Origin of the sequence: Pseudonocardia hydrocarbonoxydans, from assembly GCF_006539565.1 — a bacterium.
GTDB lineage: Bacteria > Actinomycetota > Actinomycetes > Mycobacteriales > Pseudonocardiaceae > Pseudonocardia > Pseudonocardia hydrocarbonoxydans.
Window position 1 is genome coordinate 92450 of the sequence record NZ_BJNG01000003.1, and the last position, 14624, is coordinate 107073.

Here is a 14624-nt window from a genome sequence, read left to right on the forward strand (position 1 = left end):
TCGGGCCGGGGGGCAGGCGGGGGATCAGGCCGGGGGGTCCCCGAGCATCCGCTGGCGGATCTCGCTGAGGGTGTCCTGCACGTGGGGCGAGGCGACGGTCTCGTCGTTGCGCCCGGGCTCGATGCCGAACGCGCGCAGCAGGGCGGCCGCCGGGACGGCCGGGTCGCCCGCCTCGCCGAGGACCGGGTGCAGGCCGTGGTCGGACAGGTGGCCGAACACGAGGTTCACCACCGTCCACGGGTTGAACGTCTCGGTGCCGACCGGCTCCGCACTGCTCATGGGGTCCCCTTCGTCGCGGTTCCCGGCGAGCTTTCGCTGCCGTGCCGCCGGGGTCAAGCCGCCCGGCGGCCGGTGTCGCAGGATGAGACACCGGGCCGGATGCCCCGGTCGGCCACGGGGCGGTGACCTGCGGTCGTACGATGCGGGTCGTGTCCTCCTCGCGGGCCGAGCGGCTGGTCAACCTCGTGCTCTGCCTGCTGTCCACGCGCCAGTTCCTCACCGCGGAGCGGATCAGGTCGATCGTCCCGGGCTACGCCGACGCACCCGGTGACGACGCGTTCTTCCGGATGTTCGAGCGCGACAAGGCCGAGCTGCGCGAGCTGGGGGTGCCGCTGGAGACCGGGCGGCGCTCCGGGTTCGACACCGCCGACGGCTACCGCATCGCCCGCCAGGACTACGAGCTGGGCGAGATCGACCTCGAACCCGACGAGGCCGCCGCCGTCGCGCTGGCCGCGCGGCTGTGGGACTCCCCGCAGCTCGCCGGGGCCGCCCGCGGCGCGCTGGTGAAGCTGCGGGCCGCCGGGGTGGAGGTCGACGAGGACTCGGGCCGGATCCAGCCGCGGGTCCGCGCGGGCGACCCGGCGTTCGCCCCGCTGCTCGCCGCCGTGCAGGCCGGGCGGGCGGTCACCTTCGACCACCGCCGCGGCGGGCCGGGCGGGGAGGTGGTGCGCCGCCACGTCGAGCCGTGGGGCGTGGTGTCCTGGCGGGGCCGCTGGTACCTGGTGGGCCACGACCGCGACCGCGACGACCGCCGCTCGTTCCGGGTGTCCCGGATCGTGGGGCCGGTCACCGCGACCGGGCCGGCCGGGGCCGTCCGGGTGCCCGAGGGCGTCGACCTGGCCGCGGCGGTCCGGCGCGGCACCGACCTGCCGCCCGTCACCGGGGTGGCGCGGGTCTGGGCGGCCGCCGGCCGCGCGCAGGGGCTGCGCCGGATGGCCCGCGTGCTCGGCCCGCGCACCCGCGGCGGGCGCGCCGGCGACGAGCTGGAGATCGACCTGCGCGACCCGGCGACGGTGGCGCGCTGGCTGGCCGGGCACGGCCCCGACGTGGCGGTGCTCGACCCGCCGGAGCTGGCCGCGCGGGTCAGGGCCGCCTGGGCCGCCGCGGCCGACCCGGTGGGGGCCACGTGAGCGGGGGAGTGCGGTGAGCACCGGCGGCGTCACCGAACGCCTGCCCCGGCTGCTGTCGCTGGTGCCCTACCTGCTGGCCCGACCGGGGGTGCTGGTCGCCGAGGTCGCCGCGGACTTCGGGGTGACCGAACGGCAGTTGCGCCGCGACCTGGAGCTGCTGTGGATGTGCGGGCTCCCCGGGTACGGCCCCGGTGACCTCGTCGACCTGTCGTTCGCGGGCGACACCGTCAGCGTCATCGAGGACGCGGGGATGCGCCGCCCGCTGCGGCTCACCACCGCCGAGGCCACCGCGCTGCTGGTCGCGCTGCGGACGCTGGGGGAGCAGCCGGGCGTCGTCGACACCGGCGCCGTCCGGCGCGCCACCGCGAAGATCGAGCGGGCCGTCGGCGACGCCGGGCTCGCGGGCGTGGCCGTCGACCTGTCCCGTGCGGAGGAGGCCGTCTCGGCCGCCGTGCGCCGGGCGTTGGAGGACGGGCGGGCGCTGCGGATCGTCTACTACACCGCCGGGCGTGACGCGGTCTCGCAGCGGGTGGTCGACCCGATGCGGCTGCTGATCGTCGAGGGGCGCGGCTACCTGGAGGCCTGGTGCCGCCGCGCCGGGGGTGTCCGGCTGTTCCGGCTCGACCGCGTCGAGGACGTGGCGGTGCTCGACGAACCCGCCGAACCGCCCCCCGACGCCGAGCCCGCCGACGTCTCCGACGGGGCGTTCCGGGCCCGCCCCGAGCATCCCGCCGCGGTGCTGCTGCTCGAACCGGACGCCCTGTGGGTCTCGGAGTACTACCCGGTCGAGCAGGCGCAGGAGGTCGAGGGCGGACGGTTGCGGGTCGTGCTGCGCTACGCCGACCCCGCCTGGCTGGTGCGGATGGTGCTGGGGTTGGGTGGTGGCGCGCGGGTGCTGGATCCCCCGGAGCTGGCCGAGGCCGTCGCCCGGCGGGCCCGTGCCGCGCTCGCCGCCGCCGACGATCCCGCCGGGGACACGAGGAGCTGACCATGGTGCTGCCGCTGGTGATCGCCGGGATCGGGGTGCTGCTGCTGATCGTCGTACTGGTCGCGGTGCTGCCGCGGCTCCCGCGCCTGACGCGGGCCGCCGCCGAGCTGCGCGACGGGCTGGCCCGGGGACGGTCCGCGCTCCCGGCCGTGCGCCGGCGCGGTCACACAACGTAACTGCTACCGCCACGGAGTGTCCCGGGACGGGTGCGTAGACTGCGAGGCGCACTGCTCACGACGGAAGGACGACGCCATGCCGAGCCTCGGCGGCTGGGAATTCGTGATCCTGATCGGCGTACTGGTGCTGGTCTTCGGCGCCAAGCGACTGCCGGACATGGCCCGCTCGATCGGGCAGTCCGCGCGCGTGTTCAAGGGCGAGATGAAGGGCATGAAGAGCGACGGCAAGGACGACGCCGACGCCGACGTCCCGCCGCCGGCCGCGCCCCCCGCGGCGCCCGCCCCGCTCCCGCCCGCGGCCGAGACCCCGGCCGCACCCCCCGCGCAGCAGCCCACCCCCGCCACCGGGCAGGGCCACTCCTCCACCCCCCAGTAGCCTGCGGCGGTGGCCAGGTTCAGTCTCCGTCGGGCGGGGCGCAGGTCCAAGCGCGCCGACGGCAAGATGCCGCTCGTCGAGCACCTCTATGAGCTCCGCAACCGGCTGACCATCGCGCTCATCGCGATCGCGGTCACCACGGTGTTCGGGTACATCTGGTACGGGGTCTCCTTCTTCGGCTTCCCCAGCCTCGGTGACCTGCTCACCGACCCCTACTGCTCGATCCCCGCGGGGCAGCGGGCGGAGTTCACCACCGACGGGTCGTGCACCCTGCTGGCGACCGGCCCGTTCGACCAGTTCAACCTGCGTCTGCGGGTCGGCATCACGGCGGGCTTCGTGCTGGCCTGCCCGGTGTGGCTCTACCAGCTGTGGGGCTTCATCACCCCGGGCCTGTACAACAAGGAGCGCCGCTACGCGCTCACGTTCGTCTCCGTCGCGGCGGTCCTGTTCGTCGCCGGCGCGGTGCTCGCCTACTTCGTGGTCTCCGAGGGACTGGCGTTCCTGCTCGCCATCGGTGACGGCGTGCAGACCACCGCCCTGTCGGGTGCGCAGTACTTCGACTTCGTCATCGCCCTGCTGCTGATCTTCGGCGTGAGCTTCGAGATCCCGTTGCTGGTCGTCATGCTCAACATCGCGGGCGTCATCACCTACGAGCAGCTCCGCTCGTCGCGCCGGGGCCTGATCTTCGGCCTGTTCGTGTTCGCCGCGATCGCCACCCCCGGCCAGGACCCGGTCTCGATGATCGCCCTGGCGCTGGGCCTGGTGATCCTGTTCGAGGTCGCCATCCAGGTGGCCCGCTTCAACGACCGGCGCCGGGCCAAGCGGCGCGCGGCCGAGGGCTGGGACGACTGGGACCCCGACGCCCCGTCACCGATCGACACCACTCCCAGCCCCATCGACACCAGCCCGAGCGCCATCGACCCCACGCCGGCCGTCGATCCCTCGCCCGCGCGGGTCGTCGGCACCGCGGCCGCCCCGGCCGGTGGCACCACGCCCGCCCCGGCCGAGGGCACCCCGGCCGGCGGCGTGCCGGCCCGCCTGGACGACGTCACCTGACGGTCGGCCCGGCCCCCGTCCCCGGGGCCGGGCCCCGGAAGGTCGCGGGGCCCCGGGCCGCCGTGTCGACGGTGAGCGAGAAGACGTCGTGGCGGGCGTAGTGCCCGACGGGGTCGAACTGCCGCCGTGCGTTCCGGGCCTCGGTGACGTCGATGTCGGCGTAGAGGATCCCCTCCTCGCCGTGCAGCGGCCCGGCCAGCACGGTGCCGTCCGGGCCGACGATGGCGGTGCCCCCGCGCGAGAGGTGGTCCTCCGCGCCGCCGTAGAGCTCGTCGCGCCCGGGCAGCCACGACGGCACGTCGCAGCCGCGCAGGTAGGAGTTGGTGCCCACGACGAACACCCGGCCCTCCTTCGCGATGTGGCGCAGGGTCGCGAGCCAGCAGTCGCTGGTGTCCCAGGTGGGGGCCAGGTGCACGTCCAGGCCCCGGGCGTAGAGCGCCGCCCGCGCGAGCGGCATGTAGTTCTCCCAGCAGATCAGGCCGCCGAGCCTGCCGAACGCCGTGTCGAGCACGGTGAGCGTCGACCCGTCACCGTGCCCCCACACCGTGCGCTCCCCGCCGGTGGCCACCAGCTTGCGGTGCGTGCCGGCCGGTGCGCCGTCGGGGGAGAAGTAGAGCAGCGTGTTGTAGAGCGTCCCGCCGCTGCGCTCGGTGACCCCGACCGTCACCCAGGCCTGCGCCGCCCGGGCCGCCTCCCCGATCCGGTCGGTCGCCGCCGAGGGCACCTCCACGGCCTCCCGGGCCAGCGCCTCGTAGTACGGGCCGTCCGACCACGCCGGCGTGCGCCAGACCCAGTCCGGGTAGGCCGGCACGAACGACTCCGGGAAGGCCACCAGCCCGGCCCCCTCCGCGGCGGCCTTCGCGGTGAGCTCGACGACCTTCTCCACCGTGGCGTCGCGGTCGAGGAAGACCGGGGTGGCCTGCACGGCGGCCACCCGGACCCGGCTCACTTCGTCCCCCACCCGACGACGAGCTCGCACGGGCCCGCGAAGCCGTCCGGGGTCTCGAACCGCGCGAGCTCGCGGTGGATCTCCTCCCAGGCCTCGTCGCGCTCCTGCGGGGTGAGCCCGGCCAGCATCTGGTGCAGCGCGCCGAAGGACTCGCGCTCGAACCGGACGCAGTCCGCCGCACGGGGCATGCGCACCGGCGCCACCACGGTCTGCGCCGCGACGTCGCGGAACCCGGCGTCGCGCAGGGCGTCCTCCAGGACGCCGGGCCCGCCCAGGCTGAACGGTCCGGGCTGTCCGGCGGCGGGCGCCGGGAGCCCCGCACGCCTGCGGATGATCGACACCGGGACGGAGAAGAAGCCGTTGCGGTCCGCGGTCGAGTAGACGACGGCGGCGACCCGGCCCCCGGGCCGCAGCGCGCGGTACTGCCCGGCCAGCGCCCGCGCCCGGTCCGGGAAGTAGATCAGCCCGAGCCGCGAGACCACCGCGTCGAACCCGGCGGGTTCCACGTCGAGCTGCTCACCGTCGAGCTCCCGGGTGGCGACGTTCGCGAGGCCCTCCGCCGTGGCGGACGCCGCGGCGTGCCGCAGGATCGCGGGGGAGATGTCGGTGGCCAGGACGTGGCCGGTGGGCCCGACCCGCCGGGCCGCGGCCAGCGTCTGGCCGCCAGCGCCCGCCGCGACGTCGAGCACGCGGGCGCCGGTGCCGACGCCCGCCGCGTCCAGCATCAGCCCGGTCGCGCCGCCCAGCCATTCCTCCAGGGTGGGGCCCCAGGCGTGCCACGCGGCGGCGGCGTCCTCCCACTGGGTGCGGGTGGTGTCCTTGTAGCGGTCGGCGTCGAAGGTGACGGTCATGGTGTGCTCCTCGGGGTGGTCGGGCGGTCCGTACGCCCTCCTGGCGCCAGGACGGGCCGCCCGGCCGCCAGATCCCGGCACGCGGTTCCGCTCGATCGCCCCGGCGGTCCGCGTGACCGGGCACAATCCGCGGCCATGACGTTCGTCGGCCGCGCCCGCGCGCTCACGCGGCTGCTCGCCGCCGTCGACGAGGCCTCGACCGGTCGCGCGCGCCTCGTGCTGGTCTCCGGGGAGTCCGGGATCGGCAAGTCCACGCTGGTGGGGGAGGTGGCGGCCCGCGCAGGCCTGCTGACCGGATGGGGCACCTGCGCCGACGCCGAGCGCACGCCCGCGTTCTGGCCGTGGACGACGGCCCTGCGCGCCCTGCTCGCCGCCGTGGCGCCCGCCGACGCCGACGCCCTGACCGGCCCCGACCGGGCCGAGCTGGCCCGGCTGCTCCCCGAGCTGGCCGGTACGACCCCCGTCGACGACGGCCCGCCCGACACCGACGCGGCCCGGCTGCGGCTGTTCGACGCGGTGGCCCGGCTCCTGGAACGGGTCGCCCGGCACCGGGTGACCCTGGTGGTGCTCGACGACCTGCAGTGGGCCGACACCTCGTCGCTGGAGCTGCTGGGCTTCGTCACCCGCGCCTACCGGCCGGTCCCGCTGCTGGTGGTGGGGGCCTACCGGGACGACGAGCTGGGTGACGCCGCCGCCCGCCTGCTGGCCGGGATCGGCGCCCAGGGCGAGTCCGTCCGGCTGCACGGGCTGGCCCCCGAGGAGGTGCACGCCCTGGTCACGGCCGTGCTGGACGCGCCGACGGCGCAGCGCTGGGCGGCGGAGGTGCACCGGCGAACCGACGGGCACCCGTTCTTCGCCCGCCAGCTCGTGGAGCTGCTCGCCGACCCGGCCCGGCCGGGTGAAACGGTCCCGGGTGCGGTCCGGGACCTGGTGCAGCGCCGCGTGGCGCGGCTGACCCCGCCCGGCCGGGCACTGGTGGAGGCGGCCGCGGTGGCCGGCAACGACCTGCTCCCCGACGTCCTCGGGGACGTGTGCGGTCTCGATCCCCCGACCGTCGCCGCCCTGCTCGACGAGGGCGTGCACGCCGGGGTGCTGGCCAGGACCGCCGACCGGACCCGGGTCGCGCACGACCTGTTCCGCGAGGTCGTCGCCGCCGGGTTGGACCCGGCGCGGCGCCTGGCGCTGCACCACCGCATCGCCGACGCGCTGGAGCGGCGCCTGGCCCGCGGCGCCGCCGTGCTGGCCGCCGACCTCGCCCGGCACAGCGCGGCGGCGGTGCCCCTGGACGGCGCCGGGCGCGCCGTCCGCTGGGCGCGGGCCGCGGCGGACGCCGAGCGCGCCCGCCTGGCGTTCGGCGAGGCGGGCGCGCACCTGGCCAGGGTCCGCCGGGCCGTGGAGGACACCGGGGACCCCGACGGGGCCACCGTCCTGGTCGAGCTGCTCGTCGAGGAGGCCGACGCCCGCGCCCGCAGCGGCGACCCGGCGGCGGCCCGTGCGCTCCTCGACGACGCGGGTGGCCGCGCCACCGCACGGGGCGACGGCGAGCTGCTCGGCCGGGTCGCGCTGGGGCTGCAACGGCTCGGCGCGCGGTTCGCGATGCCCCGCGACACCGTGGTCGGGGCGCTCGAGACCGCCCTGGCCGCGCTGGACGGGACCGGCACCGGCCTGGAGGTGCAGCTCACCGCCTGCCTGGCCCGGGAGCTGCACCACTCGGTGCCCGCGCAGCGGCCGCGGGCGACACCGCTGTCGGAGCGGGCGATCGCGCTCGCGCGGGAGCTCGACGACCCCGAGACCCTCGTCGCCTGCCTGCTGGCCCGCCACGACGTGCTGTGGTCCCCGGGCCGCGCCGCGGAGCGGGTCGGGCTGGCCCGCGAGATCGCCGAGGTGGCCGCCCGGACCGGTGACGCCGAACGGCACGCCGAGGGCCTGCTGCTCACCGCCAACGCGCTGCTGGAGGTCGGGTCCCCGGCGTTCCGGGTGGCACTCGAGGACTACCTGCGCGTCACGGACCGGTTCGGCCAGCCCCGTCACGACTACCTCGCCCTGACCCGCCGCGCGGCGCTCGCCGTCGTCGACGGCCGGCTCGACGAGGCCGAGGACCTGATCGCCCGGGCGAGCGCCCTGGGGGACCGGATCGGCGAGCCCGACACCGGGAACGTCCGGATGTCGCAGCTGCTCGGTCTGGTCCGCGCGCGCGGTGTGCCCGACCAGCTGCGCAGCACCGCCGCCGAGGCGGTCCGCTGGTGGGTCGGCGTCCCGTCCCACGCGCACGCGGTCGCCGCCGGACTGCTCGCCCTCGCCGGCGGCGCCGACGACCTCGACGCCGCCCGGCGGGCGCTGGACACCGTCCTGGCGCTGGGCACCTGGCGCGAGGACCGCTCCTACCTCTGGTCGGTGTTCGTCGGCGGGATGGCCACGGCCGCGGTCCGCCTCGACGACCGGACGGTGTGCGCCGAGCTGCTGGCCGAGCTGGAGACGATGACCGACGCCTGCGGGGTGAACGGGGCCGTGGTCTGCTTCGTGGGCAGCAACGCGCACTGGGCGGGGGTGCTGGCCGCGGCGCTGGGCCGGACGGACGAGGCGCGGCGGCGGCTCGAGCAGGCACTGGCGGTGCACCGACGCCTCGGCGCACGGGTGTGGGAGGCCGAGACCTCCGTCGAGCTGGCCGCGTGCGGCGCCGGGCCCGCGCACGCCAGGCACGCCGCCGAGCTCGCCGCCGAGCTGGGGCTCTCCGGCATCGGGGTGCGGGCGGCGGCCTCGGCCGCCGTGGCGGGGCACGCCGCCGACGCCGAGCTGCGCCGCGACGGCGAGCTGTGGCTGGTGCGCCACCACGCCGCCTCCGCGCACCTGCGCGATCTCAAGGGCCTGGGCGACCTCGCGACGCTGTTGGCCCGCCGCGGCACCGACGTGCACGTGCTGGAGCTGGCGGGCGCGGCGGGCCACGACCGGGACTCCGGCACCCTGCTCGACGCGGCCGCCCGCCAGGCCTACCGGCGCCGCCTCGCCGACCTCGACGAGGACCTCGACCGCGCCCGGGCCGACCACGACCGGGGACGCGAGGAGCGGCTCGACGCCCAGCGCGTCGAGCTCCTGGCCGAGCTGCGTCGCGCGGCCGGGTTGGGCGGCCGGTCGCGGGCGCTCGGCACGAGCACGACCGAACGGGCCCGCAAGGCGGTGACCGCCCGGCTCCGGGACGCGATCGGGCGCATCACGGCGGTGCAGCCGGCGCTGGGCGCGCACCTCGACCGCTCGGTGGTGACCGGGACCACGTGCCGCTACGAGCCCGTCGAGCACCTGACCTGGCGCCTGTGACGGCGCCCGCGGGCGCCACGCCGCGCGCCAGCTCCGCAGCAGGTCGGCGCGGCCCTGGAGCAGCACCGCGGCCGGCTGCACCCGCAGCAGCCACGGCTCGAGCCGCAGCGCGCCGAACGTCGGTGACGCGGGACCGTCGCGCCACGACGGGATGATCGCCGGGTCGTAGCCCACCGGCTCCGGCCCGGTGCGGAACGTCTCCCACAGCCAGGCGCGGGTGGGCCCGTCGGTGAGCAGCTCGGCGTGGCAGTACGCGTTGGCGGTGTCGTGGCCGGGCTCCCAGTAGGTGAGCGCGACCTGCGGGTTCGCGGCGAGGTGGGTGCGCTTGCGGCCGGTGGGGTCGGTGGCGACCCAGCCGACCAGCCGCTCGCCGTCCCACTGCCAGATCGGGTGCAGGATGCGGGTCCACGGCCTGCCCTGCGGGTCGACGGTGGCCGCGGTGGCCCAGACGATGCGGTGGGCCATCGCGACGAAGTCGGGGGCGATCTCGGTGAGCGTCGTCATGGCCGGGAGGGTGCCAGGACGCACCGACGGTGCGGATGTGTCAGTGTGGTCCGGTGGCCAGCAGCACGCCTGCTCCCGCGGAGGCCTACGCCGCCGCCCGGAGCCGGGCCGCACGTCCGAACCTGACGGAGTTCGTCTCGGGTCTCCCCTTCGAGCTGGACGGTTTCCAGCGCAGCGCCTGCTCGGCGCTCGAGGACGGGCACGGCGTGCTCGTCTGCGCGCCGACCGGCGCGGGGAAGACCGTCGTGGGCGAGTTCGCCGTCCATCTCGCGCTCGCCCGCGGGCAGAAGTGCTTCTACACGACGCCGATCAAGGCGTTGAGCAACCAGAAGTACGCCGATCTCGTCGCCCGGCACGGGGCGGACGCGGTCGGGCTGCTCACCGGCGACACGGTGATCAACGGCGACGCGCAGGTGGTCGTCATGACCACCGAGGTGCTGCGCAACATGATCTACGCGGGGTCGCGGCAGCTGGAGCACCTGGGCTACGTCGTCATGGACGAGGTGCACTACCTGGCCGACCGCTTCCGCGGCGCGGTGTGGGAGGAGGTCATCCTCCAGCTCCCCGAGCACGTGGCGCTGGTGAGCCTGTCGGCCACCGTCAGCAATGCCGAGGAGTTCGGCGACTGGCTGGTGACCGTCCGCGGCGACACCACCGTCGTCGTCGACGAGCACCGGCCGGTGCCGCTGTGGCAGCACATGATGGTGGGCGGCCGGCTGGTCGACCTGTTCGCGGGCGAGGACGAGGGCGGCGAGCTGCAGGTCGACCCCGACCTCGTCCGGCACACCCGCGAGCTGGAGCGCCAGAGCGCGGTGTGGGACCGCGGGCGCGGGCGGTCCCCGCGCGGCGGCAACGGTGGCGGGAACGGCGGCGGCAACGGTGGTGGCCGGTCGCAGACGCGGTTCCGCCCGCCGTCGCGGACCACCGTCATCGACCGCCTCGACCGCGACGGCCTGCTCCCGGCGATCACCTTCGTGTTCAGCCGGGCCGGGTGCGACGCCGCCGTCGGCCAGTGCCTCCGGTCCGGGTTGCGGCTGACCACCGAGGACGACGTCGCGGAGATCCGGCGGATCGTGGAGGAGCACACCTCCGAGCTGCCCCAGGCCGACCTGGCCGTCCTCGGCTACTGGGAGTGGCGCGAGGCGCTGGAGCGGGGCATCGCCGCACACCACGCCGGGATGCTGCCGGCGTTCAAGGAGACGGTCGAGGAGCTGTTCGTCCGCGGGCTGGTGCGCGCGGTGTTCGCCACCGAGACCCTCGCGCTGGGCATCAACATGCCCGCGCGCACCGTCGTGCTGGAGCGGCTGGTCAAGTACAACGGCGAGAGCCACGCCGAGCTGACACCCGGGGAGTACACGCAGCTCACCGGGCGCGCCGGGCGGCGCGGGATCGACGTCGAGGGGCACGCCGTCGTCGTCTGGCAGCCGGGCGTCGACCCGGTGCAGGTCGCCGGCCTGGCCTCGACCCGCACCTACCCCCTGCGCAGCTCGTTCCGGCCCGGCTACAACATGGCCGTCAACCTGGTGGCCCGCCTCGGCACCGAGGCGGCGCGCGACCTGCTGGAGCAGTCACTGGGCCAGTTCCAGGCCGACCGGTCGGTGGTCGGGATCTCCCGGCGGATCGACCGCAACGTCGAGGCGCTCGCCGGGTACGAGGAGTCGATGCGCTGCCACCTCGGCGACTTCGCCGAGTACGCCCGGCTGCGGCGACAGGTCTCCGAGCGGGAGAAGTCGCTGTCGCGCCGCGATGTCGCGGAGAGCCGCGAGGCCTCCGCCGCGTCGCTGCGCGCGCTCAAGGCCGGCGACGTCATCGCCGTGCCCGCGGGGCGCCGGGCCGGGCTGGCCGTCGTCCTGGACCCGGGCGTCGACTCCGACGGCGACCCGCGGCCGCTGGTGCTCAGCGAGGACCGCTGGGCGGGGCGGCTGTCGGCCGCCGACTTCCCGGTGCCCGTCGAGGCGCTGGGCCGGATGCGGCTGCCCCGGCGGGTCGACCACCGGGCTCCCCGGGTCCGCCGCGACCTGGCATCGACGCTGCGCGGCACCGGGATCGTCGCGCCCGGCGCCGGGCGCCGCCGCCACCGGGGCGACGCCGTCGACGACCCGGAGCTGACGACGCTGCGCCGCGCCCTGCGCGCCCACCCCTGCCACGGCTGCGACGACCGGGAGGCCCACGCCCGCTGGGCGGAGCGGGCGTCCCGGCTCGAACGCGAGACCGAGCAGCTGCGGCAGAAGCGGGCGGCCACCACCCACTCGCTGGCCCGCGCGTTCGACCGCATCCGCGCGCTGCTCGGCGAGCGCGGGTACCTCGACGGCGAGGAGGTCACCGCGGACGGGGCCCGGCTGTCGCGGCTGTGGGGCGAGTCCGACCTGCTCGCCGCCGAGTGCCTGCGCCACGGCGCCTGGGACGGGCTCGAACCCGCCGAGCTGGCCGCCGTCGTCTCGGCGCTGGTGTACGAGACGCGCCGCGACAACGGGCCGGTGCCCCGCGTGCCGACCGGGCCGATCAGCGAGGCCCTCACGCGGACCGTCCGGATCTGGGCCGAGCTCGACGCCGACGAACGGCGCCACCGCGTCGACCGCACCCGCGAGCCCGATCTCGGGTTCGCGTGGCCGATGCACCGGTGGGCGCGCGGGGAGTCGCTCGCCGCGGTGCTCACCGCGGCCGAGCAGAACGGCTCCGAGCTGTCGGCGGGCGACTTCGTGCGCTGGTGCCGCCAGGTCCTCGACCTGCTCGACCAGATCGCCGGCGTCGCGGGCCGCTCCGGTGGGGTCGGCCGGGTGGCGGTGCAGGCCGGGCAGGCCGTGCGCCGGGGCGTGGTGGCCGTCGGAGCCACCTGATCGGGCGTTCCGCTGCGGCGGCCCGGCCGCCTGTGCTTTGATCCCGGCTGGGCCCGGACGCGACCGGACCCGACGGACGAGAGGTCGGCGATGACGACGCCCGAGGGCTCCCCGCACGGCAACCCGGCCGACGGGACGGACGCCCCCGCCTGGGGCCGGCCGCCCGCGGGGGGCTGGGGCGACCCGTCCCGCGACGCGGGCGCCGAGACCCGCTCCTGGGGCGGCGGCGCGCCGCCGTCCGACGACGAACGGACCCGCGCCGATCTCCCGCGGGAGGACCCGGACGACACCCGCCTGGAGCAGCCGGGGGTGTGGGGCCCGCCGGGCGGGGCCCGTCCCGAGGAGCCGCGACCGGCCTGGGCCCAGCAGCCGCCACCCGGCGGGGGATGGAACGCGCCGTCCCCGCAGCAGTACCCCGGGCAGCCGTACCCCGGGCAGCACCCGAATCAGCCCTATCCCGGCCAGCCCTATCCCGGCCAGCCCTATCCCGGACAGCCCTATCCCGGCCGGCAGTACCCGGGCGCGGGCCCGCAGTGGGCGGGCGGGCCGCCGGGGCAGCAGTGGGGCCCGGGGTACCCGCCGCTGCCCGACGCCGCCCGGGCCCCGCAGCGCTCGCGCACCCCGCTGCTCGTCGGGGCCGTGGTGGTGGCGCTGCTGGCCGTCGGTGCGATCCTGGCCTTCGTGGCGCCGGGGTTCCTGAACACCACCGTGTTCGACCAGGCCGCGCTGCAGAGCGGGGTGCAGCGGGTGCTCGTCGAGGACTACGGCTACCCGACAGTCGGCGAGGTCACCTGCGGCGACCCGTCGCAGGGCCCGATCCGGGTCACCGAGGGCGCCTCGTTCACCTGCAGCACCACCATCGACGGCGCCCCGGCCGTCGTCCCCGTGACGATCACCAGCGGTGGCGGCGACTACGAGGTGAGCAGGCCGGACGCCTGATGGCGACGGTCGAGGTCCTCGGCCCCGACGAGCTGCGCGACGCCCACGCGCTGTTCGCCGCCACGATCCACCAGGACGCGGTGCCCGACGCCGACTGGGAGTCCGTCGCCGGCAGCTACAGCCCGGGCCGCACGCTCGGCGTCCGCGAGGCCGGGGGGCCGGCGGCGCTGATCGGCACGGCCACCTCGTTCCCGACGCGCACGGCGGTGCCCGGCGGTGCCGCGCTCGACACCGCCGCCGTCACGCGGGTGGGGGTGCGGCCCGACCGCACCCGGCGCGGCGTGCTGACCGCGATGATGCGCGCGGTGCTCGACGACGCGGGGGCCCGGGGCGAGCCGCTGGCGTCGCTGCGGGCCAGCGAGGCACGGATCTACGGCCGGTTCGGCTACGGCGTCGCCAGCCGTGGGCGCAGTGTCACGGTGCGCGCGCGGGGGGCCGGGTGGCGCAGCACCCCGCGCGGCGAGGTGCGGCTCGTCGTCGGCACCGGGATCGAGCCGGCGGTGACGACCGTGCACGACGCGCTCGCGCTGGGGCGTCCCGGTGGGATCCTCCGGCCCGGTCCGTGGTGGTGGCGCATGGTCGGGCGGCGGGTCGAGAATCACGAGCACCTCGTCGCGGCGGTGCACACCGGGCCGCACGGCGACGACGGGTTCGCGCTCGCCACGGTGGCCGACGACGGCCGGTTCGCCCACCGGACCCTGCAGGTCTCCGACCTGCACGCGGCCGGCCCCGACGCCACGGCCGCGCTGTGGGCGTTCCTCACCGGGATCGACCTGGTCGACCGGGTGGAGGGTTGGCTGCGCCCGGTGGACGAGCCGTTGGAGCTGCTGCTGGCCGACCCCCGGGACTGCACCGTGACCGGCGTCGAGGACGAGACCTGGCTGCGGCTGGTCGACGTGCCCACCGCGCTCGCGGCCCGCGGCTGGGGCGACGGGCCGCCGGTGCTGCTGGGTGTGCACGACCGCCTGCTCCCCGCCAACGACGGCGTCTACCGGATCGACGGGGGCGGCGCCGCCCGCGTGGACGCCGACCCCGAGCTCGAGTGCGACGTCGACGGGCTCGCCATGGCCTACCTCGGCGACCGCGCACCGTCGCTGCTGGCGGCGACCGGGTGGTGGCGGGTGCACGACGCGGGCGCCCCCGCCCGGGCCGACGCCCTGTTCGCCACCGACCGCCTCCCGTGGTGCGGCACGTACTTCTGAGAAATCTCCCGGGACCGCTGTAACC

General features: G+C 76.7%; 12 protein-coding genes and 1 pseudogene. 9 read left to right on the forward strand and 4 right to left on the reverse strand.

What is annotated here, in order from left to right; translation table 11 throughout:
• Positions 1-24: 24 nt before the first annotated feature.
• Positions 25-279, reverse strand: coding sequence for a hypothetical protein (locus tag PHY01_RS01755; protein WP_141276407.1), 255 nt, complete (start codon positions 277-279; stop codon positions 25-27).
• Positions 280-428: 149 nt separating this feature from the next.
• Here PHY01_RS01755 and PHY01_RS01760 point away from each other — a divergent pair, with 149 nt between their 5' ends.
• The 5 genes from PHY01_RS01760 (at position 429) to tatC (ending at position 4005) form a co-directional block, all read left to right on the forward strand.
• Complete coding sequence (locus PHY01_RS01760) at positions 429-1409, forward strand: helix-turn-helix transcriptional regulator (RefSeq protein WP_141276408.1); 981 nt, start codon at positions 429-431, stop codon at positions 1407-1409.
• Positions 1410-1422: 13 nt separating this feature from the next.
• Positions 1423-2397 (forward strand): helix-turn-helix transcriptional regulator, encoded by a 975-nt coding sequence (locus PHY01_RS01765; RefSeq protein WP_141276409.1) that lies wholly within the window; start codon positions 1423-1425, stop codon positions 2395-2397.
• Between the two features lie 2 nt (positions 2398-2399).
• The gene (locus PHY01_RS26135) at positions 2400-2573 is read left to right on the forward strand and encodes a hypothetical protein (RefSeq protein WP_170183598.1); all 174 of its coding nucleotides are present in this window, start codon (positions 2400-2402) and stop codon (positions 2571-2573) included.
• A 76-nt stretch (positions 2574-2649) separates the two neighbouring features.
• Positions 2650-2949, forward strand: a complete 300-nt coding sequence (tatA, locus tag PHY01_RS01770) for a Sec-independent protein translocase subunit TatA (RefSeq protein WP_141276410.1) — start codon at positions 2650-2652, stop codon at positions 2947-2949.
• Between the two features lie 66 nt (positions 2950-3015).
• A complete protein-coding gene (gene tatC, locus PHY01_RS01775) occupies positions 3016-4005 on the forward strand; it encodes a twin-arginine translocase subunit TatC (protein ID WP_141276597.1) in 990 nt (329 codons plus the stop codon).
• Here tatC and PHY01_RS01780 read toward each other — a convergent pair.
• Complete coding sequence (locus tag PHY01_RS01780) at positions 3998-4954, reverse strand: carbon-nitrogen hydrolase family protein (protein ID WP_141276411.1); 957 nt, start codon at positions 4952-4954, stop codon at positions 3998-4000. The two genes, tatC and PHY01_RS01780, sit on opposite strands and share 8 nt — an antisense overlap.
• Positions 4951-5805, reverse strand: a complete 855-nt coding sequence (locus tag PHY01_RS01785) for a class I SAM-dependent methyltransferase (protein ID WP_141276599.1) — start codon at positions 5803-5805, stop codon at positions 4951-4953. The genes PHY01_RS01780 and PHY01_RS01785 overlap by 4 nt, the downstream gene beginning before the upstream one ends.
• A 135-nt stretch (positions 5806-5940) precedes the next feature.
• Between PHY01_RS01785 and PHY01_RS01790 the strand changes: the two genes are divergently transcribed.
• A complete protein-coding gene (locus tag PHY01_RS01790) occupies positions 5941-9117 on the forward strand; it encodes an ATP-binding protein (RefSeq protein ID WP_141276412.1) in 3177 nt (1058 codons plus the stop codon).
• A 207-nt stretch (positions 9118-9324) separates the two neighbouring features.
• On the opposite strand, the pseudogene PHY01_RS28145 reads toward PHY01_RS01790, so the two are convergent.
• A pseudogene (locus tag PHY01_RS28145) lies at positions 9325-9621 on the reverse strand (pyridoxamine 5'-phosphate oxidase family protein); the annotation flags it as partial.
• A gap of 35 nt (positions 9622-9656) precedes the next feature.
• On the opposite strand from PHY01_RS28145, the gene PHY01_RS01800 reads away from it, so the two are divergent.
• The 3 genes from PHY01_RS01800 to PHY01_RS01810 all read left to right on the forward strand — a co-directional run bounded on the left by PHY01_RS01800 (position 9657) and on the right by PHY01_RS01810 (position 14599).
• Positions 9657-12458 (forward strand): DEAD/DEAH box helicase, encoded by a 2802-nt coding sequence (locus PHY01_RS01800; RefSeq protein WP_141276413.1) that lies wholly within the window; start codon positions 9657-9659, stop codon positions 12456-12458.
• Between the two features lie 90 nt (positions 12459-12548).
• Positions 12549-13397, forward strand: a complete 849-nt coding sequence (locus PHY01_RS01805; RefSeq protein WP_141276414.1) for a DUF4333 domain-containing protein — start codon at positions 12549-12551, stop codon at positions 13395-13397.
• Entirely contained in the window at positions 13397-14599 is a 1203-nt protein-coding gene (locus PHY01_RS01810; protein ID WP_141276415.1) for a GNAT family N-acetyltransferase, read from the forward strand. Before PHY01_RS01805 ends, PHY01_RS01810 begins: the two co-directional genes overlap by 1 nt.
• The last annotated feature ends 25 nt before the right edge of the window (positions 14600-14624 follow it).